Raw genomic sequence first — 23,241 nt, forward strand, 5'->3', positions numbered from 1 at the left:
GGGACGTTCAAGCTTTTGGGGGTAAGGATTTTGCAGATTCTGGTCTTTTCACGAATGAAAATTGGCAGGAGGCAACCCGTAATGTACTTTTGTGAATTAAGCATGGCCATAATGACTTTAGAATCCCTTCGTAACCAAATCGACTCTCTCGACGATCAACTTCTGATGCTCCTTAATCAGCGTATGGAACTGGTTCGTCAGGTAGGCGAATTAAAACGTTCAACCAACGCCGTTATCTACCGGCCTGAACGCGAAAAACAGATTATCGATCGACTGCACGAGCAGAACAATGGATTGTTGAATCGCCCGGCTATTGAAGCCATATTCCTGGAAATTTTTGCCGTTTCGCGAAATCTGGAATTACCCGAACGAGTGGCTTATTTAGGCCCGGAGGGGAGTTTTACCCATCAGGCTGCTGAAAGCCGTTTTGGCGCGATGAGTACCTATCTGGCTCTGCCCAATATTCGGTCGGTATTTGAAAGTGTCGAAACGGGGCGGGTTCGGTTTGGCGTTGTGCCCATCGAAAACAATCAGGAGGGCGTTGTAGAAGAGGCCATTGATTTGTTGCTGGAAAAAGACCTGCGGATTGCTGCCGAGATTCAGATTCCCGTTCATTTTACGTTTGCCACAAAGGCCGAGAATTTGGCTGATATTACCCATATTTACTCGAAAGATATTGCCTTCGGTCAATGCAGTCGATTCCTGCATGACTATTTTGACGGGCTTAGTCCTGAGCTAGTTCCTGTCGAATCAACTTCAAAGGCGGCTAAACTGGCTTCCCAACATCCGAATGCGGCAGCTGTTTGTTCGGGCATTGCGGCAAAGTTGTTTGATGTGCCGATCCTGTTCGACAATATTGAAAACAGCGATCTGAACCGAACCCGATTCCTCATCCTGGCGAAAGATTTTGTCAATCAGCCAAGTGGGCACGATAAAACGACCCTGATTGCAAAACTACAAAACACCGATTCACCTGGCGTACTGGCCGAATTTCTACAGGAGTTTAATGCTCGTCGGATCAATCTGACAAAAATTGAAAGCCGTCCCCTGCGTGAAGGTGCTACGTTCCGCTACTGGTTTTTGCTGGAATGCGAAGGGCACGCCAACGATCCCGATTTACAGGAAATTCTGAACCACCATGCGGCCGAAGTCAAATGGCTGGGTAGCTATGTACGGGTCGCTTAGTTATTGTCATTGATAGTCATTTTTTTATGGCTGGTCGTTCATACGTATTGTACCAGTGATATGACGAGGAATGACACAGAATGGCCAGCCATGACAATTTAATGACGAATATACCTATTTCCACCAGCAAGAAATCCCGGTTGGAAGTTGTAACTTTTTCGATCTGAAATCGCTTATAACGGCATGGAATCGAACGATAAAACAGAACGAATAGTCGAAGCCCGAATGAAACTCAAACGTCGTTTTGAGGAAAAAATGGCACAGACCCCCTCCATGACCGACGAAAGGCCAAGAGGCTCAGGCCCAGCCAATCGGCATGGGATGCCAACGGTTCCGGTAGGGCAGACCGTCACCACCAAATGGCCAGTGCTGGATTTGGGTTACCAGCCTAATATTCCGCTTGATAAATGGCAGTTAGCAATAGATGGCGAAGTGAACCATCCGGTTCGGCTCAAATGGGAAGATTTTCTGGCTTTACCGCAGGTAGAAGATACAAGTGATTTTCATTGCGTAACCACCTGGTCGCGGCTGGATATTCCGTGGGTGGGGGTTCGGTTTATGGATTTAGCCGCGCTGGTTGACCCCAAAGGAACAGCCACGCATGTGATGTGTTACGGCTACGATGGGTACTCGACCAATGTATCGCTCGAAGAAGCTCTTAAGCCCGATGTGCTGCTGGTGCATACCGCCGATGGCCAACCGTTACCACGTGAACATGGTGGGCCGCTGCGGATGATTACTCCCCAACTATATGCCTGGAAAGGAGCGAAGTGGATTAAACGAATTGAGTTTTTATCGAAAAACCAGCTCGGATTCTGGGAAGAACGTGGCTATTCGAATACGGCCTACCCCTGGCGAAACGACCGCTATTCGTGAAATAAAAATTGAGCAAAACAAAACTCCCCGAAAATGGAAAACTTTCGGGGAGTTTTGTTTTGCTACGGCTGAAGTCGATTGCGAGCTGTTTCTCTTAAATCATTAACAGTCGCCAGATGCCGGAAATGAGCAATAAAAGGATTGCTGTCGGTGTCAGAACCTTCCAGCACAGGAACATCATCTGATCGACCCGGACGCGGGGGAATGTCCACCTTACCCACATCTGAATCAGGACGGCGAAAAAGGCTTTCGAGAGCAGCCAGAAGCCGCCTGTAATATGCCCCCACACAGTGCCCGGTGTGCCACTTGTCCAGTCGGCCAGCCGAAGCGGGCCGAGGTTAGGAAATGGCGTATTCCAGCTTCCCAGAAACAGAACGGCACCCAGAAACGATACCAGCAACATCATGGCGTATTCGGACAGGTATAACAGCGCAAACCGCATTCCGGAATATTCCGTATGAAATCCGGCAACGATTTCTGATTCCCCTTCGGGCAGGTCGAACGGAGCCCGATTACTTTCGGCCAGCGTACAGATGAAAAAGATGATGTACGCAAAGAACAGAAACGGATTCCGAAGGATGTTCCAGTTAAAAATACCCCCCCAGGTCGATACGTCGATGCCTAACGCTTTTAACCCAAACAGATAGTTAGTCTCGTGTCCAAAAATTCCCTGCTGAAAACTGATATCCTGTAAATTCAATGTCTGACCAATCATAACGACACAAAGTATGGTCAGCCCGAGCGGGATTTCATAGGAAATAATCTGCGCTACGGACCGCATGGCCCCAAACAAAGAGTACTTGTTGTTAGACCCCCAGCCTGCCATCAGGATACCTACCACATCGAACGAGACAATAGCCATCAGGTAAAAGACTCCAACATCGGCTTTCGAACCCTGTAAGTCAGGCGTAAGCGGTAGCACCGCAAAGCCCGCAAAGACCGATGCAAAAATGATAGAGGGAGCCAACAGAAATAACCGACGATCGGCAGCCGTAGGTACAATATCTTCTTTCTGAAGGAGTTTAAGCAGATCGGCAAAGAGTTGTAGCAGTCCCCATTTCCCGGTTTCCATAGGGCCAAGCCGGTCCTGCATAAAGGCCGATATCTTCCGTTCGGTATAAACCCCAACGACAACAAAGCCGGAAGCCATGGCCAGAAAAATAGGGAGAGCAATCATTCAATCATTAGGTTAAAACTCGGCTGTTTTGGGGGCTCTGGGGAAGGGAATGACATCGCGGATGTTGCCCATGCCTGTAACGAACAGAACCAGACGTTCGAAACCGAGTCCAAAACCAGCGTGGGGAGCGGTGCCGAATCGACGGGTATCCAGATACCACCAGATGGCTTCGGGATCGATTCCTACCTCCTGCATTCGGGCAACCAGTTTATCCAGATCCTCTTCCCGTTGTGAACCCCCAATGATTTCGCCAATGCCGGGGAACAGGACGTCCATAGCCCGAACAGTAGGGCCAAAGACCTCCCCACGGGCGTTGGTAGCGGGTTTGCTATCCTGTTTCATATAGAACGCCTTAATGGCACGCGGGTAATTGGTCAGAATGACGGGTTTCTTGAAATGCTTTTCAACCAGGTATCGCTCATGTTCCGACTGAAGATCAATCCCCCATTTTACCTCAAACTGGAACTGACCTTTCTTGGCGGGTTTCGAATTCATCAGAATATCGACCGCTTCGGTATAGGTGAGCCGCACAAACTCGTTGTTGATCACAAACTGGAGCTTTTCAAGTAAGCCCAGCTCACTCTGCTCTTCTTTCTTTTTGGTTTTTTCCTCCTCCTTGAGTCGGTTGTCCAGAAAAGCCAGATCATCGGCACAGTGCTGAAGGGCATATCGGATAACGGTTTTGACGAAATCCTCTGCCAGATTCATGTTATCTTCCAGTTCATAAAACGCCATTTCGGGTTCGATCATCCAGAACTCAGCGAGGTGGCGGGTCGTATTGGAGTTTTCAGCACGGAATGTAGGCCCGAAGGTGTAAATTTTGCCCAGTGCCATAGCGCCCAATTCGCCTTCCAACTGCCCTGATACGGTCAGGTTTGTTTCGCGGCCAAAGAAGTCCTGGCTATAATCAACTTTGCCGTCTTCAGTCAGCGGAGGTTTGATTGCATCCAGCGTGGTTACACGAAACATTTCACCAGCCCCTTCGGCATCCGAAGCGGTAATGATAGGGGTATTGAGGTAGTAAAAACCGTTGTCGTTGAAGTATTTATGAATAGCAAAAGCCAATGCATGCCGAATGCGCAGAATGGCACTGAACGTATTGGTTCGGGGGCGCAGATGGGCAATTTCACGTAAGAACTCCAGCGAGTGCCGTTTGGGTTGAAGCGGATACTTTTCAGGATCAGCCGTACCGTAAATGACAACATCGGCAATTTTAACTTCTATCGCCTGTCCCGATCCCTGTGACTCCACAATCTGCCCCGTGATGGCCAGGCAGGAACCAGTCGTAATGAGTTTGAGCGTGTCTTCGGGAAGCTGGCCAGCCTCGGCTACTGCCTGAATGTTCTGTATGGTAGAGCCATCGTTAAGAGCGATGAAAACGGCGTTTTTACTTTCACGTTTTGTACGAACCCAGCCCTTTACGGTCACGGTAGTGCCAACGGGCGAATCCACGCGGGACGAATCCACGCCAGAAGAAGCTTTCAATAACTGCTTTATCGGTAAGTAACTCATACTAAAATGGGGACCCTGTAATGGTTGTGGTCGCAAAAGTACGGATTGTCGGTTGAATAGCCCATAAACAATTTTAATCCGTAAAATCACAAGAGTGTAGGTCAGGGGCGATTGCGGCCTTATTTTTGTACTGTTTGAGACAACAGACCCCACATACTTGTGACACCATGCCGATAACCTTGTATATCGTTCGCCACGCAAAAGCAGAAGACCGGGCCATGTTTATGGCTGATCATGACCGAGAGCTTACCCCCGATGGAATCATTGCAGCCGCCAGAATGGGCCGTTACCTTCATGAAAAATCTGTATTGCCAGATGTGATTATCAGCAGTACAGCCCCTCGTGCTAAAGACACCGCAAAAGTAATTGCCGAACAAACTGGATTTGATACCGCCCGAATCGAGCTAAATCAGTTTCTGTATGAAGGTGGTCCTAAGGCCTATCTGGCCGCATTGAATCTGTTGCCCACTACCGTCCAGACGGCCATGATCGTGGGACATAATCCCGATGTATCGTACCTCGGCGAATTCCTGACGCACAAAGATATTGGTTCCATGAGTAAAGGCGCTGTGGTGGCTATTACATTCGGAAACCTGAACTGGGCTGAAATCTCAGGCCGAACCGGAAGCCTGGAATTTCAAATTGGCCCCAAGCAATTGCCAACTAATGAATAATGTAAAATATATAATGAATAATGGTGGCTGAAGGGCTAATCTTGACTCATATAATAAACGTCATTGTCTATTTTCTTGATTAATGAATCGCAATCGTCGGATATTCGTAATTGTTTTTATTGCATTCACAACCCTTGTGATCTTGTTTACCATTGATATGGCCCGTCGCACAACGGCCCCCTGGAATAAGCGTCGGGAGGTTGAACGGGCTTTGCCACCCAAGGATGGTACTGTTGCCGATACCATGGCGACAGATACGCTTCTTAACCCCTGATTTGCTATGCTCAAACTGAGTGCTGTCCATCACATTGCCATTATCTGTTCCGACTATGAACGGTCGAAGCAGTTTTATACGGAGATACTGGGGTTTACGATACTTGGCGAATATCATAGGGCTGAACGACAGTCGTATAAACTGGATCTGGCGTTGAATGGCAGCTACCTGATTGAGCTTTTCTCGTTTCCTGAACCACCCAAACGGCCGTCCAGACCCGAAGCTGCCGGGCTGCGTCATCTCGCCTTTGCCGTGACTGATCTGGATGCTGCTATTCAACATCTGAACGAACAGGGAGTAGCAACGGAACCCATTCGCGTAGACGAACATACGGGGCGCCGGTTCACCTTCTTTGCCGACCCGGATGCACTACCGCTGGAGTTGTATGAACTGTAGAGACGCAAGTATGCGTCTCCTGACCAGATGGTTCGTTTAATCAGAAACGTTATGGCTGACGCGTATGATACGCCAGGCATGGCGTCTCTACATGAGTACTTGCGTTAATACCTCAACCAGGGCGTCAACGTCATTACTATCATTGTATACATGCGGAGCAATGCGTAAGACGCGGGCACGGGCCGAAACGGAAACATTCTTTTTTAAAAGCGCTTGTTGAACGGTCATAGGATCGGTCTGTTCGGGGAGCCATAGCCCTACCAGATGATGACTACGACCTGTGGTATCGCTCTCAGGTTCGATCCGGCATCCTGATTTTTCAAGAATAGGCCAGGCATCGGCCAGTAAGGTCTTTGTGTAAGCCTGAATACGGGCAGGCTGCCAGTCGATCAATTGGGTTAAGGCAGACTCAAGCATGGGCATTTGCAGGAAATGCGTATGCTCACCAACGTTATACCGATAGGCTTTGGGCCTGTACACCGGCTGATAGTCCATGAGTTTATGAAACTGGTTGCTATCGAGCCGATTCATCCAGCCCTCTTCCAGCGGAATCCCCTCATCGAACGCTGGCCCAAAATAGGCTAGACCCATTGAGTAAGGCCCCATCAGCCACTTGTAACCCGCACAAACAACCGCGTCGGGTTGAATAGCTTCCAGATCGAAAGGGAGCGCGCCAATCGCCTGAGTTCCGTCAATCACCACCCAGGCACCTACGTCTCTGGCTCGCTTACTGATCGCTTTCAGGTCGAATTGGATACCATACATCCAATGAACGGGAGGCACAACTACCATCGCTGTATTGGCATCAATGGCATCCAGTAGCCGCTGATTCCAAAGCTCGCCTTTCGGGAATTCAGCAGGCATAGCTACGGTCACGACTGTTAAACCGAGTTCGGTAATTACACGATCCCAGGCATAGACATCACTCGGAAATTCATCGCAGATCATCACAATTTTTTGGCCGGCCCGGATGCCTGATTTTCGATGGAGGTTACGAGCTACTACGCCCATGCCGTATGAGACAGAGGGAACTATGGCGATGCGTTCGGGGTCGGGATTATTGATCAATTCGGAAAAGAGAGCCCGTACCCGAACGGCACCCGTAAAAAAATCGTCGGGTTGTAAGCCAAACGGATTGGCCTGTTGAGAAAGAGCCGTATGACCCGCCTGCTCAACGGTCCGACTGAATGGAGCACGGGTTGCACAATTCAGGTAGTGAATAGGTTGTGGTAAGCTAAACTGATGCTTTTGCGAGCGAAGAGGAGTTGTGTTGATGAACATAAAAAAAACTGCTAAAAAAAATTGGCACGGGGTTTGTAAAGGCATGATTGAAACCTAAAACCTACCCCGTAAAATGACTACATTACTAGGCATTGGCTCCCGTGTTCGTCACGAAGAATTTGGCGATGGCGTTGTCATCAACCTAAAAGCCAATGGCTATACAATTACGTTTATCGAGCATGGTGTGAAGGTAATCAAATTCGACACACCGCTCAGTATCCTTGAAGCGTTGGAACCCGATGGTGACCTGGTTAGTCTGTTCGATGTTGAACAGTCACTCACTCGGGTTCTTCAGCGCTGGGTCGATCAGACAGAAATTGTCCCACTCGGCGATAAATGGAAAGGTGGTAAACTTATCCTGAAACCCGGCCGGGTCGATCTGGCACAAAAAGAAATGCCTATCGATGCATTCTTCCATAAAATCGTGATGGTTCGTGACCGTCTTCGGGTACTCGAACAGCGGGTAAATGCCAGTGCGCTCGATGACGAAGAAAAGATCAATATTCAACAATATATCACCCGGATTTACGGCAGTCTGACTTCGTTTAACTTATTGTTTAAGAATCAGAATCAGCAATTCGTGGGTGAAAAGTCATTGGCTGATGCGTAATGATAGCGCTCGGTCAAAACACAACTATTTCATATAGTTTTGGGTTAGTTAGATTGGAGGCTCCCCGCTACTGTTTCAGTGGCGGGGACTTTTTTTAAAGAGCGAATGAGTGAAAGAGCGGAATGCTGCCGCATACCATTTTCATTCTTTCATTCTTTAATTCTTTCATTCTTTCGCTCTTTAAATCCTCTGGCTCTTGGATGATACTCCCGTAGGGTTTGCTGGAGATAATCGCGGTCAAGGTGTGTATAGATTTCAGTGGTGGTGATGGATTCGTGACCAAGCATTTGCTGAACAGCCCGTAGGTCGGCCCCGCCTTCGATCAGGTGAGTGGCAAAGGAGTGCCGAAAGGTGTGCGGACTGATTATTTTTTTGATCCCGGCTTCGGTAGCCAGTTTTTTTATGGTCGTAAACACCGAAATACGCGAAAGCTGTTTTCCACGCAAATTCAAAAATATAGTGTCCTCATCGCCTTTTTGCACATCCAACTGGCTACGTACGTGCTGTACATAGAGCCGCGTATAGTGCATGGCGTCGTCGCCGATGGGAACCAACCGAACTTTGTCGCCCTTGCCCAGCACCCGGATAAAGCCCGAATCGAAAAAGCAGTTGGTCAAACGTAGATTGAGTAATTCAGAAACCCGAAGCCCGGAACTGTAGAGGACTTCGAGCATCGCCCGGTCACGGGTGCCGCCCGGTGTTGAGAGGTCGATGGCGCTCAGAATGGCTTCGACTTCTGGGAAACTTAGGGTATCGGGTAGTTGACGACCCAGTTTAGGCCCTTTGAGCTGCTGAGTCGGGTCGTGCTGAATCAGGTTTTCGAGGAGCAGATATTTAAAGAAGGATTTTAATCCTGATAACATACGCCCCTGACTATGGGCGGATAAACCGAGTTCGCCCAGATACTTCAGGAAATTCATTAACTCTTTTTCCGTCACCTGCATGGGTGTACGTGCAGGATCGGTTAAAAGGATGTATTCGTACAGTTTCTCGGCGTCGTGCAAATACGCTTCCACCGAATTTTCGGCCAGCGATCGCTCCAGCTTGAGGTAGTTCTTAAAGGCGTTTATATAACTTTGCCACATAGGACGGTGAATGAATAATGGATAATGTTAAATGAATACTGGATATGCTAGTGTGCTGAGTTTGCCATCGATCATTATCCCTTTTACATTATCCATTACTCATTATCCATTATTCATTTAGTATGAAACAGATTCTTATTATTAACGGCCCGAACCTGAACCTGTTAGGTAAGCGCGAACCGACTATTTATGGTAATCGCTCGTTTGTCGATTACCTGGAAACCCTCGAACAGCAGTTTTCGGATGTGCAACTTCGCTATTTTCAGTCGAACCACGAAGGCGAACTGATCGATAAAATTCACGAACTTGGTTTCGATGTCGATGGCATTGTGATCAATGCTGGTGCATACACCCATACATCCATTGCTATTGCCGATGCGTTGTCGGCCGTTACAGCGCCAGCCATAGAGGTCCATATTTCGAATGTACATGCCCGTGAGTCGTTCCGCCACCACAGCTACCTGTCGGCTAAATGCAAAGGGGTTGTCGTAGGGCTGGGACTAATGGGGTATGAAATGGCTATACGCTATCTAATAAACAATGGATAATGAGCAATGGACAAAAAAGGCATCAATTTATTATCCATTGTTCATTTTACATTACTCATTAAGCAATGATCACCTTTTACCCAGGTCCGTCGAAAGTATACCCGCAAGTGGCCGATTATGCGGTCGAAGCGGTTCGTCAGGGAATTGTTAGCCTGAATCATCGAAGCACAGGCTTCATGGACATTGTAAAAGAAACCATTCGCCTGCTGCATGAAAAACTCGCTATCCCGGCCGATTACCATATTGCCCTGGTGTCGTCGGCAACGGAGTGCTGGGAAATTGTGGCCCAGTCACTAACCGGCGAAGCCAGCCTGCATCCGCATAGTGGTGCCTTCGGAAAAAAGTGGGCTGAGTATGCCTACCGGATAAAACCACCGACCCGCCTGAGTGATGCTGATGTACTGTGTATCGTTCAGAACGAAACCTCCAATGGCACCCAGGTGCCGATGGAAACGCTGGCCCAGTTCCGCCGTGATTTTACAGGGCTAATTGCTGTTGATGCGGTTTCGTCGATGGCGGGTATTGTGCTCGACTGGACATTGGCCGATGTTTGGTTTGCGTCGGTCCAGAAATGTTTTGGTTTACCCGCCGGACTGGCTGTTCTGACTTATTCGCCAAATGCGTTGAAACGGGCCGAAGAAATAGGGGAGAACAATCACTACAACAGTCTGCTGTTTATCCATGAGAATTTCTCGAAATTTCAGACCCCCTATACGCCAAACGGGTTAGGGATTTATCTGTTGATGCGGATCTTGCAGCAGATCGCCCCAATTGCCGAGGTCGCCAGCGTCACAAAACAACGTGCCGCTGCCTGGTATTCTTTTTTTGAGAACGAACTGGCTCAGTCGCCTTTTCAATTATTGAACCGGGATATATTGGTGCGGTCCGATACCGTCATTGCAGTACAAGGAAGTGATACGGACATAAAAGCTATTAAAATAGCTGCCCAACAGGCTGGTATTATGCTCGGTAATGGCTACGGTGACTGGAAGACATCAACCTTTCGGATCGCTAATTTTCCTGCTATTTCTACCGACGAAATTGAAACCTTGAAACAGTTTTTGCTGAATTACTGTAACGCGGACAGGATGTCCGCATTATGATCAATTCATTGTTGGTATATCATCCCAGCGGGGAAACGCTCACTACCATCTTGCCTATGCCTAATTTTAAAGAAATCGTTTCGGTCACACTGATTCTATTCTCGGTGATCGATATAATCGGCTCGCTGCCCGTAATTATCGATCTGCGCCGGAAATCGGGAAAGATCGAGTCGGAGCGGGCTACCCTGGCTTCGGGAGCTCTGATGATTGCTTTCCTGTTTGTAGGGGATCAACTGCTGGCTCTCTTCGGGGTCGATGTCGCTTCCTTTGCTGTGGCGGGTGCCCTGATCATTTTCCTGATTGGTCTGGAAATGATTCTGGGACGAACCATTTTTAAATCGGAAGTAGAGACGGGCGGAGCTACCCATATTGTTCCAATCGCTTTTCCTCTGATTGCCGGAGCCGGAACCCTAACCACACTCATTTCGCTCCGAGCCGCCTACCAGACTGTCAATATTATCATCGGTATCGTTCTGAATCTCCTGCTGATTTATGCCGTATTGCGATCGTCAGGATGGCTGGAAGATAGGTTGGGGGCTGGAGGACTAGCTGTGTTGCGGAAAATCTTCGGCATTATTCTATTAGCCATCGCGATTAAGCTGCTCAAAACGAATCTTATTTCTGATTTTTAAGACCAATAAGTCACTTAAACAGCTTTCACTTTAAAGCTTAAATCACGAAATAAGACAAAATGTTACGATAAATACAGGATTTTTAAAGGTAAAACGAACCAATTCTTAAAAATTCGTAGAAAGCCGGTAAGATTATAAAGTGATAAAAAAAATAGCCTAAATATGGCGAATTACTGTACCAAACGAATTATAATTATAATTTTTCCGCAAAAACCATAAAAAATATGGTTGAAGGGGTATATAGCATTTATTTTTTATTGTAAAGCCGCATTATATTTGCCAAAAGTATTGCACAAAACCCCTATTCAACTCAATCCACTTGTACATCATGGCAAAGGCGAAGTTAGAATACATTTGGCTCGATGGTTATAAGCCTACCCAAAGCTTGCGTTCAAAAACCAAAATTGAAGGCGATTTCTCTGGTAAACTGGAAGACTGCCCTATGTGGTCGTTTGATGGTTCGTCAACCGAACAGGCTCCAGGTGGCTCGTCCGACTGCTTGCTGAAACCCGTTTTCATCTGCCCTGATCCACAGCGTAAGAATGGCTACCTCGTGATGTGCGAAGTGCTGAATGCTGATGGTACCCCTCACGAGTCGAACGGCCGTGCCACGATTGAAGATGACGACAACGATTTCTGGTTCGGTTTCGAGCAGGAATACTTCCTGTGGGACATGAGCATCGATAAGCCGCTTGGGTTCCCAGCAGAAGGTTTCCCAAAACGCCCACAAGGCCCTTACTACTGCTCGGTTGGTGCTCAAAATGCGTATGGCCGTTATATCATCGAAGAACACCTCGACGCTTGCCTTGATGCCGGCCTGAACGTAGAAGGTATCAATGCTGAAGTTGCTACAGGTCAGTGGGAATTCCAGATTTTTGCCAAAGGTGCGAAAGAAGCTGGCGACCAGATCTGGGTTGCTCGCTACATTCTGGAGCGTATCGGTGAAAAATACGGTATTTCGATCAACTGGCATTGCAAACCCCTGGGCGCTACCGACTGGAACGGTTCGGGTATGCACGCTAACTTCTCGAACACCACGCTTCGTACGGCAGGTAGCAAGGAAGTATATGAAAAAATCTGTAGCGGATTCGGTAGCTCGCCTGAGGTGATCAAAGCCTGTATCGATGTATATGGCGCTGACAACCACCTGCGTTTGACCGGTAAGCACGAAACCCAGTCGATCGACCAATTCTCGTTTGGTGTATCGGACCGGGGTGCTTCGATTCGTATCCCTATCGCTACAGTAGAGCGTGGCTGGAAAGGCTGGCTGGAAGATCGTCGGCCAAACTCGGCGGCTGATCCTTACAAAGTAGCTGCTATCATTATCAAGACTGTTAAGGCGGCAGAAGCTGTAGAAGCATAAGCCATCCTGCATAGATTAACTCAGAAGCCCGACTGCGAAAGTAGCCGGGCTTTTTCTATGGGGCCTGGTACGTTGGGGAATTATGGAGGGCGAGTGGTTAATTGGCAATTAGGTAGTTAGTCGATCACAAATGCCAAATAATTTTCCTGGTTAATTAACTGGAAATTGGCACCAGGGTAGGTATCTATCCAGGAAGCAGGGGCTTTAACTGATTTGCGGGAAAACTTAAATTCAAAACCGGATAGTTGCCCGTTGGCTTCTTCTACGTAGTCAAGTTCGGCTCCAGTATACGTACGCCAGAAGTAAGTGTTGGCAAACTGACCTGTATAAGCATTTCGCTTACGACGCTCAATGACCAGGAAATTTTCCCACAAAGCACCTATATCCGTTCGTAGATCAAGGGGTTGGAAATTATCAATGACTACGTTTCGAATACCCAGATCATAGAAGTAAACCTTGTCCATCTTGCTGATTTCTTTCCGAAGGTTTCGACTAAAACCAGATAGCCGAAAGACAACAAATGCTTTTTCCAGTAGGTCGATGTACGTATTAACCGTGTCCTTACTCATGCCAAGTGTATTACCTATCTCATTCAAAGAGACTTCTGAGCCAACCTGAAAGGCTAGTAACTGGATCAGCTTTCGCAGTTTATCGGCGTGCCGAATAGAGGCCATTTCCAATATATCTTTATACAGATACGCTGAAGAAAGCTCACGTAAATAATGCACTTTGTCGGTGGCATTGGTAAACTGGAGCGTATCGGGGTAAGAACCAAAGCGCAAAAGTTCTTCCAGCCGTTGTTGTAACTGAAATGCGTTTTGCTCTTGTCGAAGTTCACCCAGTGAAATCGGGAAAAGTTCGTACGTCCAGGTTCGACCTGTCAAAGCTTCTTTTGTTTTGTTAGCCAATTCAAAAGACGAAGATCCGGTTGCAATGATCTTCAGATTGGGCAATGCATCATGTAGAATTTTCAGATTAATCCCTACATCTGGAATACGCTGGGCTTCGTCGACAAACAGCAGATCATACCCTTCCACAAGAAGTTTCATCTGGTTTAGATTCCGGCCTGACAAAACGGTTTGGTAAAGCAATTCATCCGCATTTACGCTTAAGGACCGATAAGGTAACGTACTGATTAATTCCCGTACTAAAGTAGTTTTTCCAACTTGCCGCGGGCCATATAGGATGATAATCTTATTCGATTCTAAAAGTTTTTTACGGATCGTATCACTTAATTGCCGTCTGATCATGCCTACCTGTACTTATTTTAATGCGAAATTAGTATTTGTATTAGCTAAATTAGTGCAAATTAAGCTAATAATTGTCCAGACAAATAAAAATAACACTTGTAACTGTTCAGAATTTGAAGAATAGTAGTTAGTCAGAATCCCGACTACGAAAGTGGTCGGGATTCTTTATTTCTATACAGGACCACTTATCAAGTTTGTTACATTCCCAATTAGCTTTTAGCTACCTTTAACTGTCAATGTTCCTGTATCTTAACGTGAAAGCTATGGAATCCAACGAGTACGATTTCGAAGAAAAATGGAAGCAGTTTGAGGAAACAGGTAAAGAAATTTCTGGTACGATTGGTGCCGTAGCAGGAGCCGTAGTTGGACTTTCAGTGCTCGGTCTGAGTGCCCCGGTCGTATACTTTTCGAAAAAAGCGGCTGGAAAAGAAACCACTGATGCGTTGCGAGAGACTGGCGCTAAGGTGCTGGAGAAAACAAAATGGATGAGTGAGTTCGGGCGATTTACGGGAAAGAAGTTCGGCCCTAAAATTTTGGGAACGATGCTTTTTGGGATTTCGGGATTGCTTTCGGGCGAGGAGTAGTACGGCTTACTTCCAGCTATTAAAGCTAAGGAATTGGCTCCTGAGTAAAGCTGACGCAAGAAATTACCGAATCCCTGTTCTGTAACTGGCAGATGGGGTGTATGTTTGGTTAATTTTTCAACCTAAAACCTCGAAACCGTCTCAATGTCCAATTTTCGCTTTAAAGCGCTTGAAATGGCCCAGAATCGTCAGGCGATGCTCGTAACAGCACCTACTGAGCGTGTCGGCGACTTTTTTGGCAGTTATACGTTTAATAATGAAGTTATGCGGTCGCTGCTGTCGCCCGAAGCATACCTGAAAGTTACTGAGGCCATCAACACCAATGGCCAGATCGACCGGGCTATTGCCGACGAAGTAGCCGGAGCCATGAAATCGTGGGCTACCTCAAAAGGTGCTACACACTATACCCACTGGTTTCAGCCGCTGACTGGCGAAACAGCCGAAAAGCACGACGCGTTTTTTGATGTCGGCTCGGATGGAAAAGCCATCGAGAAATTTAAAGGGAGTGCCTTAGTTCAGCAGGAGCCCGATGCCTCATCGTTTCCAAGTGGTGGACTGCGTAATACCTTCGAAGCCCGTGGTTATACCGGATGGGACCCTAGTTCGCCCGCTTTCCTGATGGACAATGGGGCAGGTGGCAAAACACTCTGTATTCCATCGGTATTTATATCGTACACCGGCGAAGCGCTTGATTACAAAACGCCTTTACTGAAAGCACTGAATGCGCTGGATAAGGCAGCGACGGCTGTTTGCCAGTATTTCGATCGCAACATTACCAAAGTGACGCCTACCCTGGGGCCTGAGCAGGAATATTTTGTGGTCGACCGGGCGCTGTTCTACGCTCGCCCTGATCTGGTGTTGGCGGGTCGTACTGTATTCGGGCACCAACCGGCACGCGGGCAGCAGTTAGAAGATCATTATTTTGGCTCAATCCCCCCCCGTGTCAATGCCTTTATGGTCGACTTTGAGTTTGAGTCGATGAAGCTCGGCATGCCGGTCAGAACGCGACACAACGAAGTAGCGCCAGGGCAATTTGAAGTAGCGCCGACCTTTGAGGAAGTCAATTTGTCCATCGATCATAACGCGCTGCTCATGGACCTGATGGAAAAAATAGCTGAAAAGCATAACCTGAAAGTCCTTTTCCACGAAAAACCGTTTGCCGGAATCAACGGGAGTGGCAAGCACAACAACTGGTCGATGGGAACTAATACGGGTGTTAACCTGCTGGCTCCCAGTACGAAACCTAAGGAGACGCTTCGTTTTCTGACGTTTCTGGTCAATGTTATCAAAGCCGTTCACGACAACGCCGATCTGCTGAGGGCCAGCATTGCATCAGCTGGTAACGAACATCGTTTGGGCGCTAATGAGGCACCGCCTGCTATCATGTCGGTCTTTTTAGGAGAAACGCTCACCCAGGCGTTAACCGATCTGGAAACCAAGTCGGAGGTGACGATCAACAAAGGCGATAATGTGTATTACAAACTGGGCCTGAATCGGATTCCAAGCTTAATGCGCGATAACACCGATCGAAATCGAACATCGCCGTTTGCCTTTACGGGTAATAAGTTTGAGTTCCGGGCCGTAGGGAGTTCGGCCAACTCGGCTTCAACCATGACCGTGTTAAATGCCATTGTTGCTGATCAGCTAAACAAGTTTAAAACCGATCTCGACGGTCGGCTGGCACGAAACGAAAAGAAAGAACTGGCCATTGTCGATATTCTGAAAGAGTATTACGCGAACTCAAAACGGATTCTGTTTGAGGGAAATGGCTATTCGGACGAGTGGGTAGAGGAAGCGGCCAAACGTGGTTTATCGAACATTAAATCGTCGCCCGAAGCATTGGCCATTTACGTGCAACCCGAATCGCTGTCCTTATTTGAACGGACGGGAGTTATGAACCATGCCGAAGTAGAATCACGCTACGAGATCGAACTGGAGAAGTATATCAAAAACGTACAGATCGAATCGCGGGTGATGGGCGATCTGGCTATGAACCACGTTGTATCCACGGCCTTGAAATATCAGAATAAACTGGCCGAAACCGCCCGGAATCTGGTCGAACTGGGAATGAGTGCCGAAGCCGAACCGATCAAGGATATACTGCGTGAAATTTCGACTCGAGTACTGGTCATCAAAAAAGGGGTCGAAGCTATGATCGATTCGCGGAAGAAAGCGAACAACGTGAGCGATACGGTTGAACGGGCACGCCTGTATGCTACGGAAGTGAAGGACCATTTCGAGATCATTCGCTATGAAGTAGACAAGCTCGAAGAAATCGTCGACGATGAAGACTGGCCACTGGTAAAATACCGGGAGTTGCTGTTTGTGAAATAGTTGGAACCGCATCGGCATCCAGTCTTTATGCGACGAAGACTGGCTGCCGATGCGGTTCCAACGTATAGCCTAATACCAGGGTTTGTCGGTTAGGTTATAGATCTTCTGGATGTTATGGAGTATTTCCGGGAAATCCAGTTCAAGGTCTTTAATACGGCCTGTTCGGAGGTCAAACACCCAGCCGTGTACTTCTGGGTAACCATGTTCGAAATAGGAGAGCTGCACAGCGGCCGTTTTGATAACGTTCACACATTGTTCCTGCACATTTAGCTCAACAAGTCGGTCATACCGGGCAGGTTCGTCCGTGATAAGGTCAAGCTCGTCCTGATGGGCACGGTACACATCCCGAATGTTACGTAGCCAGGGGTTCAGCGTTCCCAGATCTTTAGGCTGCATAGCTGCTTTGACGCCCCCGCAATTGTAATGTCCGCATACAATAATGTGTTTTACTTTCAGATGCTGCACCGCATATTCGATTACGGACATAACGTTCAGGTCAATGTTGTTGACCAGATTGGCAACGTTACGATGAACAAAAGCTTCTCCAGGCTTAATACCCATCATGTCTTCGGCGGTTACCCGACTGTCGGAACAACCAATGTACAGGTAGTCAGGTTGTTGATTTTCAGCCAGTGTTTTAAAAAAATCGCTGTCAGTACGGGTTTTCTCCGCAATCCATTTCTGGTTATTCTCAAAAATCTGCTGGTAGCTTGTCATAACTAAAGTAAAAAGATGGTGACTGATGAGTCGTCAATACGATACGTTGCTTGGACAATTTAGGGGTGAAGATAGCAGATTTTGATAAACTCCTTATTCTGTTTTTTAATCTCTTTTTAATGTCAATGGTAGGCATTATCAAAACAACGAAGGTTTTTGAGCAATCTGACGTTGGTCTGACCTTAATATTGTATTAAAAAGCATATGTAATTTGCACCACTATACCATCCATTATAAACCCGAATCCGTGTACTCTGCTTCCAGCCTTTTACAAGACCTTTGCCGATTACCCCATAGAGGAGCAGCAACCCCTCAGGGAACTGAAGCTGCACGACTTCTACAATCGTATCTGACCGAGATGGGAGCTCAGGTACGTACAGAATCGTTTCAGACACCCCGTACTTACCTAACAATTGTATATTGGCTAATTGGTGGCTTACTGGTTAGTCTGGCCTTGATTCCCGTTTCGGGGGTTGCTGTTGGTCTGGTGCTGTATTTTACAGTTATGGCCTGGCGGTATTTCAACTGGAACTATTCATTTATTACCCGATTTCCGGTGCAACACACGGCCAGTAATGTAATCGGCAGTTGGTCGAGTGGCGGACCAATAGAAAACCGGCGAAAAGTCATCTTAATGGCTCACTACGATACTGCACCTGTGTCGCTGCTGTACAGCCCCAAACAGCAGACCAATTTTCGGGTATCATTGATTATATCGCTGTGGCTGATGGGATTTTCCGTTGGTATCGCAGCGCTGGAAGCCCTTAAAGTTGGCTTGCCTTACGTTCAGTATGCCCGGTACGGACTGATGGCTTATTTTGGGCTCCAGGCTGTTATGGGAACGCTTGGTTACTGGCTTCATGGCTATACCAACGGAGCCAGCGATAACGCAACGGGAGTGGCAGCGGCTTTGGCAACAGCCGAACGACTGACGGATGTAAACCTGCCCGATCTGGATATTGAGGTTGTGCTCACTAGTGCCGAAGAAGTAGGGATGATTGGGGCTTATTCCTATGTAGAAGCCCACAAAAGGGAATGGAAGCGTCCTGAAACCTTGGCCATCAATTTTGATACACTCGGAGCCGGAAAACTTACGGTCATTGAACAAACGGGTACTGTTGAGCGCATACGTTACGATAATACAGCGACTCAGTTGGCCAGACAACTGCTGGTAAGTGATCGGTTCAGCGAACGAGCGCAGATTGGGCGCTGGCATACGGCCGACTTCGATAGCGTATGGTTTGTACGTAATCGAATTCCTGTGCTGGCTTTGTGTGCGCTGGATGATCAGGGGCAAATGCCACGTATTCACCAGACTGCCGATACGCTTGAACAGGTGGAAACCGGATCAATGCATGATGCCATCGATCTCGCCGAAGCAGTTGTGTTAAAGTGGATGACGAACAACGGCTAAATAGGCTACTGGGTAAACGGCATTGTTCATACTACATTATCCATTAGCTTTGTCCCATGGCAAACTACAAAAACGAGGGGTACGACCCTGAAGAAATCAGCGCCCTCAAAGAGGAATGTCGGAAGGAAGGAAAATCGTTCGTTTACGTCGAAGATGATGACCTGGATACACTGGATGAAGGCGAATGCGTACACATTCAGTTTCCGGGTAAGTACCAGGGCGAAGAAGTTATTTTCGATACACTGGTTTATACGCTTCGCCTGCATCACAGCAGTTTAGTGTATGAAATGGCTGTAGAGCAGGTACGCAAAACGTATCCGGAATACGTGCCACCTGAAGACCGGAAGCCTACCTATAAAATCTCGCCTGAGCTGGAAGAAGAAGCCGAAACGGCTTTGACCGAAATTATCGACGAGATTGAAGAAACCGAAACGGTTAAGGTACAGGAGCATGTGGAAGTCGACATGCAATCCGATTATGGCATCGCGCTGGACGTATGCCTAAATGTAGAAGAGATCAATGACGATATCGTCGAAGCATTCGTTCGTGACTTCAACGCCAACAAACTTTCATTAGACACAACCTTGTATTCATTTTCGAGTGAAGACGAAAATTAATTTTGAATGAGTGAATAATAGAATGAGTGAATATTATACAAAATTTTAATATTCACTCATTCTATTATTCACTCATTCTAACATTGATATATGCAGCAACCCGACTCGCTTAATCAGGTGGCGGAATTTCACCGTACCTTCCATGCCCCTATTTTAGAAACGCCACAAATCCCATCTGAAGCCCGGTGTCAGCTACGGGTGGCCCTACTGGCAGAAGAACTTGATGAACTGCGCGAAGCCATTGCCGAGGGTGATATTGTTGCCGTAGCCGATGCCTTATGCGATTTGCAATACGTATTGTCGGGGGCTGTGTTGGAGTTTGGGCTGGGCCATAAATTCAAAGATTTATTTGATGAAGTACAGCGCTCGAATATGAGCAAAGCCTGTCTGACCGTTGCTGAAGCAGAAGCTACTGTTGCCGAGTATCAGGCCAAAGGAGTACCATGCCACTATATTGAATCGGACGGTAAGTTTCTGGTGTATCGTGATGCGGATCACAAAACGCTGAAAAGTGTCAATTACTCGCCTGCCAATCTGGAGGGTGTTCTTAGCGAATTAGCCTAAATCACGACATATACCATGCTTTTCAGGAAAGCAGCCCGGCAGGACGTTCCATCGATTGTACAATTATTAGCTAACGACAAGTTAGGACAACTTCGGGAGAACTATACCGATCCAGTACCAGACGCTTACTTTACTGCGTTTGACCATATCAATGCCGATCCAAATCAGGAATTGATTGTTGTTGAAAACACTGAGAAAGAACTGATTGGGACATTACAGTTAAGTTTTATTCAGTATCTGACCTATCGGGGAGGTGTAAGGGCGCAAATTGAAGCAGTTCGCATACGGGAGGATGTTCGTGGAGAAGGCATCGGCCAGAAAATGATTGAGTGGGCAATCGCACGAGCCAGAGAACGAAAAGCCCACGTTATACAATTAACGACGGATAAACAACGACCTGACGCCCTTCGATTTTATGAAAAGCTTGGTTTCAACGCATCACATGAAGGAATGAAGCTGCATTTTTAAGGAATTTGTTCTAAGTAGATTCGTTGTTAAAGGATTCTCTTGACACCACAGAATCCGAAGATACGATAGAGTGTATGAAAGATTACCAATTTACGGCGGTTGAGCGTTTTCTGCGCTATGTTCAGATCGATACGCAGTCAGACCCGCAATCAACAGCTAACCCAAGTACCGCCAAACAGAAAGACCTCAGTCGATTATTGGTAGAGGAGTTGCACCAGATGGGCATTGCCGATGCTGAACTGGATGAATGGGGGTACGTATACGCAACTATTCCGGCTACGTCCGATAAGACGACCGTTCCGACCATCTGCTTTTGTTCGCATGTCGATACATCGCCTGATGTGACAGGTGAAGGGGTGAAACCAATCATTCATAGCCACTGGAATGGAACCGATATTGTCCTGCCCGACGACCCTAATCAGATAATTCGTGTGGCTGATCATCCTGATCTTCGACAGCAGATTGGCAACGACATTATTACGGCCAGTGGCACTACGCTGCTGGGAGCCGATAACAAAGCGGGTGTAGCCGAGATTATGGATGCGGCTAATTATCTCATTACGCATCCTGATAGTAAACATGGCCGTATTCGGTTGCTCTTTACACCCGATGAAGAGGTTGGGCGAGGCACTGAAAAAGTAGACATCAAGAAACTTGGGGCCGATTTTGGCTATACCATCGATGGAGAAGCCTTAGGCACTCTAGAAGATGAAACCTTCTCGGCTGATGCGGTAAAAATTACGATTCAGGGGGTCAGTACGCATCCGGGTTTTGCTAAAGGCAAGCTCGAAAATGCGTTGAAAATAGCAGCCGACTTGTTGGCGGCACTGCCCAAAAATGCCCTTTCTCCCGAAACAACCGAGGATAAAGCAGGCTTCGTTCATCCCACTCGGCTGGATGGTAATCAGGATCAGGCTGTGCTGGAGTTTATCATTCGCGATTTTACGGAAGTGGGCTTGCAGGAAAAAGAACTCTATCTGCAAAACATGCTGAACGACGTATTGGCAAATTACCCAGGTTCGTCGGCACAGTTTGTGGTTAAAAAGCAATACCGCAACATGAAAAATGTGCTGGACCAGTACCCAGCCGTGGTCGATAATGCACTGGAAGCCATCAAACGGGCGGGCCTTTCAGCTGAACGACGTAGTATCCGGGGAGGGACCGATGGGTCGAGGCTATCATTCATGGGGTTGCCCTGTCCCAATATTTTTGCTGGAGAACATGCGTTTCATTCGCGGCTGGAATGGGTGTCGGTTCAGGATATGCAGAAAGCCGTTGAAGTCATTGTGAATGTAGCCACTGTTTGGGAAGAGCGCAGCTAAGAAGCAGACCGTTTGCCGGTTTTGCTGAACAATCCATCATATCTGTAGGTTGAGCTACAAGACGGTCAGGTTAGTTTGTATCGTGGTTTTTTATCAAGTTGAAACCGTGACATGAACTGGGCTGACCGTTTTTTATAAACGTCACAGATATGGAAAGCGAACTGGAACTGGATGAGCCGATAGCGGTCGGCACGAAAAACCCGTATGATGTAACCGCCGATGTATCGGGCTTGAAAACACTGTTTGTCAATGTATTTTTCATTGGTGAACCTGGGCACGGTAATCCCTGGGTACTGGTCGATGCGGGCTTGATGGGGTATGCCGGAGCCATAAAAGGTCGGGCCGAGGAATTATTTGGACCCGGCACCAAGCCCAGAGCGATTGTACTGACTCATGGGCATGCCGATCATACGGGTTCATTGAAAACATTGTTGAAAGACTGGGATGTACCCGTTTACGTCCATCGGCTGGAAATTCCATACTTAACCGGGAAGTCGAGTTATCCACCACCCGATCCGGCAATTGGGGGCGGTGGAATGTCGTATATGTCATGGATTTTTCCTATTGGGCCAATGGATTTTGGCGATGCCATTCGACCGATTGCGGAGAATGGACAAATCCCGGAATTACCCAACTGGCGTGCTATTCATACCCCCGGCCATGCCCCCGGTCACATATCCCTGTTTCGTGATAAAGATCGAACACTCATTGCGGGTGATGCCTTTGTGACCACCAATCAGAATACTATTTCGGCAGTGGCTACCCAGCGTGAAGAGTTTCATGGACCTCCAGCCTATTTTACCTGCGATTGGGAAGCAGCTAAACAATCAGTGATTAAGTTGAATAATCTAAATCCGTTAGCGGCTGGAACGGGGCATGGTATAGCGGTGCGCGGACTTGAACTGGAACTAGGGTTGAATCGGTTGGCGCACGAATTCGAATCACGTTCGATTCCCTCCTTAGACGGACGCTATGTAAAACAGGCGGCTATTACTGATGAACATGGAATTGTAGAGATGCCGACCCCGGTTTCGTTTCATGTAGCACGGGGACTGGGCTTAGGCTTGGTAGCGGGTTTACTGACCTATATGATCTGGGCTATTCAGCGGGATCGCTAATAAGTCGCATACCCGAACGTACCGGATGTCTCCCCACTTGCTGGCAAACTTAGCCTCAGGAGGGGAGATTCCTTTTTTAGAGAGCTGGAAGAAACCTGACGCTTATTTTTTTTCAATTTGATGCTTATCTGATTAAC

Annotated in this window: 24 protein-coding genes; 18 read left to right on the forward strand and 6 right to left on the reverse strand. The window is 47.5% G+C overall.

Features of this window, described 5'->3' with window-relative positions:
* Positions 1–111 precede the first annotated feature (111 nt).
* A complete protein-coding gene (gene pheA / locus B5M13_RS13040) occupies positions 112–1,185 on the forward strand; it encodes a prephenate dehydratase (protein ID WP_080056087.1) in 1,074 nt (357 codons plus the stop codon).
* A gap of 183 nt (positions 1,186–1,368) precedes the next feature.
* The gene (locus B5M13_RS13045; RefSeq protein WP_080056088.1) at positions 1,369–2,061 is read left to right on the forward strand and encodes a sulfite oxidase-like oxidoreductase; all 693 of its coding nucleotides are present in this window, start codon (positions 1,369–1,371) and stop codon (positions 2,059–2,061) included.
* 94 nt (positions 2,062–2,155) lie between these two features.
* On the opposite strand, the gene B5M13_RS13050 is transcribed toward B5M13_RS13045, so the two are convergent.
* Positions 2,156–3,238 (reverse strand): complex I subunit 1/NuoH family protein, encoded by a 1,083-nt coding sequence (locus tag B5M13_RS13050; protein WP_080056089.1) that lies wholly within the window; start codon positions 3,236–3,238, stop codon positions 2,156–2,158.
* A 12-nt stretch (positions 3,239–3,250) separates the two neighbouring features.
* Complete coding sequence (asnS, locus tag B5M13_RS13055) at positions 3,251–4,750, reverse strand: asparagine--tRNA ligase (protein WP_080056090.1); 1,500 nt, start codon at positions 4,748–4,750, stop codon at positions 3,251–3,253.
* A 167-nt stretch (positions 4,751–4,917) separates the two neighbouring features.
* Between asnS and B5M13_RS13060 the strand changes: the two genes are divergently transcribed.
* The 3 genes from B5M13_RS13060 to gloA2 all read left to right on the forward strand — a co-directional run bounded on the left by B5M13_RS13060 (position 4,918) and on the right by gloA2 (position 6,094).
* Positions 4,918–5,424, forward strand: coding sequence for a SixA phosphatase family protein (locus tag B5M13_RS13060; RefSeq protein WP_080056091.1), 507 nt, complete (start codon positions 4,918–4,920; stop codon positions 5,422–5,424).
* A gap of 82 nt (positions 5,425–5,506) precedes the next feature.
* On the forward strand, positions 5,507–5,698 hold the full coding sequence (locus tag B5M13_RS13065; protein ID WP_080056092.1) for a hypothetical protein: 192 nt from the start codon (positions 5,507–5,509) through the stop codon (positions 5,696–5,698).
* Positions 5,699–5,704: 6 nt separating this feature from the next.
* A complete protein-coding gene (gene gloA2 / locus B5M13_RS13070) occupies positions 5,705–6,094 on the forward strand; it encodes an SMU1112c/YaeR family gloxylase I-like metalloprotein (protein WP_080056093.1) in 390 nt (129 codons plus the stop codon).
* Positions 6,095–6,181: 87 nt separating this feature from the next.
* On the opposite strand, the gene B5M13_RS13075 is transcribed toward gloA2, so the two are convergent.
* Complete coding sequence (locus B5M13_RS13075; RefSeq protein WP_080056094.1) at positions 6,182–7,375, reverse strand: aminotransferase class V-fold PLP-dependent enzyme; 1,194 nt, start codon at positions 7,373–7,375, stop codon at positions 6,182–6,184.
* 73 nt (positions 7,376–7,448) lie between these two features.
* Between B5M13_RS13075 and B5M13_RS13080 the strand changes: the two genes are divergently transcribed.
* Positions 7,449–7,985, forward strand: coding sequence for a hypothetical protein (locus B5M13_RS13080; protein WP_080056095.1), 537 nt, complete (start codon positions 7,449–7,451; stop codon positions 7,983–7,985).
* Between the two features lie 149 nt (positions 7,986–8,134).
* Here the strand turns inward: B5M13_RS13080 and xerD are convergent, their stop codons facing one another.
* On the reverse strand, positions 8,135–9,070 hold the full coding sequence (gene xerD / locus B5M13_RS13085; RefSeq protein ID WP_080056096.1) for a site-specific tyrosine recombinase XerD: 936 nt from the start codon (positions 9,068–9,070) through the stop codon (positions 8,135–8,137).
* A 122-nt stretch (positions 9,071–9,192) separates the two neighbouring features.
* Here xerD and aroQ point away from each other — a divergent pair, with 122 nt between their 5' ends.
* The 4 genes from aroQ to B5M13_RS13105 all read left to right on the forward strand — a co-directional run bounded on the left by aroQ (position 9,193) and on the right by B5M13_RS13105 (position 12,716).
* Positions 9,193–9,618, forward strand: a complete 426-nt coding sequence (gene aroQ, locus B5M13_RS13090; RefSeq protein ID WP_080056097.1) for a type II 3-dehydroquinate dehydratase — start codon at positions 9,193–9,195, stop codon at positions 9,616–9,618.
* 65 nt (positions 9,619–9,683) lie between these two features.
* Positions 9,684–10,721, forward strand: coding sequence for an aminotransferase class V-fold PLP-dependent enzyme (locus tag B5M13_RS13095; RefSeq protein WP_080056098.1), 1,038 nt, complete (start codon positions 9,684–9,686; stop codon positions 10,719–10,721).
* Positions 10,722–10,777: 56 nt separating this feature from the next.
* Positions 10,778–11,353, forward strand: coding sequence for a MarC family protein (locus B5M13_RS13100; protein ID WP_080059912.1), 576 nt, complete (start codon positions 10,778–10,780; stop codon positions 11,351–11,353).
* Positions 11,354–11,681: 328 nt separating this feature from the next.
* Complete coding sequence (locus tag B5M13_RS13105) at positions 11,682–12,716, forward strand: glutamine synthetase beta-grasp domain-containing protein (RefSeq protein WP_020596016.1); 1,035 nt, start codon at positions 11,682–11,684, stop codon at positions 12,714–12,716.
* Positions 12,717–12,832: 116 nt separating this feature from the next.
* Here B5M13_RS13105 and B5M13_RS13110 read toward each other — a convergent pair whose 3' ends face one another.
* Positions 12,833–13,966 carry an ATP-binding protein gene (locus B5M13_RS13110; protein WP_080056099.1) on the reverse strand — a complete coding sequence of 378 codons (1,134 nt, stop codon included), beginning with the start codon at positions 13,964–13,966 and terminating at the stop codon, positions 12,833–12,835.
* Positions 13,967–14,229: 263 nt separating this feature from the next.
* Here B5M13_RS13110 and B5M13_RS13115 point away from each other — a divergent pair, with 263 nt between their 5' ends.
* Together B5M13_RS13115 and B5M13_RS13120 are read left to right on the forward strand one after the other, a co-directional pair.
* Positions 14,230–14,550: a hypothetical protein gene (locus B5M13_RS13115; RefSeq protein ID WP_155297247.1), complete on the forward strand. Its 321-nt coding sequence runs from the start codon at positions 14,230–14,232 to the stop codon at positions 14,548–14,550.
* A gap of 144 nt (positions 14,551–14,694) precedes the next feature.
* On the forward strand, positions 14,695–16,884 hold the full coding sequence (locus B5M13_RS13120; RefSeq protein ID WP_080056101.1) for a glutamine synthetase III family protein: 2,190 nt from the start codon (positions 14,695–14,697) through the stop codon (positions 16,882–16,884).
* A gap of 69 nt (positions 16,885–16,953) precedes the next feature.
* Here the strand turns inward: B5M13_RS13120 and B5M13_RS13125 are convergent, their stop codons facing one another.
* Positions 16,954–17,601, reverse strand: a complete 648-nt coding sequence (locus tag B5M13_RS13125) for a carbonic anhydrase (RefSeq protein ID WP_080056102.1) — start codon at positions 17,599–17,601, stop codon at positions 16,954–16,956.
* Between the two features lie 211 nt (positions 17,602–17,812).
* Here B5M13_RS13125 and B5M13_RS13130 point away from each other — a divergent pair, with 211 nt between their 5' ends.
* From B5M13_RS13130 to B5M13_RS13155, 6 genes are all read left to right on the forward strand, one after another.
* The gene (locus B5M13_RS13130; RefSeq protein WP_080056103.1) at positions 17,813–19,015 is read left to right on the forward strand and encodes a M28 family metallopeptidase; all 1,203 of its coding nucleotides are present in this window, start codon (positions 17,813–17,815) and stop codon (positions 19,013–19,015) included.
* 56 nt (positions 19,016–19,071) lie between these two features.
* A complete protein-coding gene (locus tag B5M13_RS13135; protein ID WP_080056104.1) occupies positions 19,072–19,632 on the forward strand; it encodes a hypothetical protein in 561 nt (186 codons plus the stop codon).
* Positions 19,633–19,722: 90 nt separating this feature from the next.
* A complete protein-coding gene (locus B5M13_RS13140; protein ID WP_080056105.1) occupies positions 19,723–20,196 on the forward strand; it encodes a pyrophosphohydrolase domain-containing protein in 474 nt (157 codons plus the stop codon).
* Between the two features lie 15 nt (positions 20,197–20,211).
* Positions 20,212–20,664: a GNAT family N-acetyltransferase gene (locus B5M13_RS13145; RefSeq protein ID WP_080056106.1), complete on the forward strand. Its 453-nt coding sequence runs from the start codon at positions 20,212–20,214 to the stop codon at positions 20,662–20,664.
* 74 nt (positions 20,665–20,738) lie between these two features.
* Positions 20,739–21,986: a peptidase T gene (gene pepT, locus B5M13_RS13150; protein WP_080056107.1), complete on the forward strand. Its 1,248-nt coding sequence runs from the start codon at positions 20,739–20,741 to the stop codon at positions 21,984–21,986.
* Between the two features lie 149 nt (positions 21,987–22,135).
* Complete coding sequence (locus B5M13_RS13155) at positions 22,136–23,104, forward strand: MBL fold metallo-hydrolase (RefSeq protein ID WP_080056108.1); 969 nt, start codon at positions 22,136–22,138, stop codon at positions 23,102–23,104.
* Positions 23,105–23,241: the final 137 nt, after the last annotated feature.

Origin of the sequence: Spirosoma aerolatum, from assembly GCF_002056795.1 — a bacterium.
Lineage (GTDB): Bacteria > Bacteroidota > Bacteroidia > Cytophagales > Spirosomataceae > Spirosoma > Spirosoma aerolatum.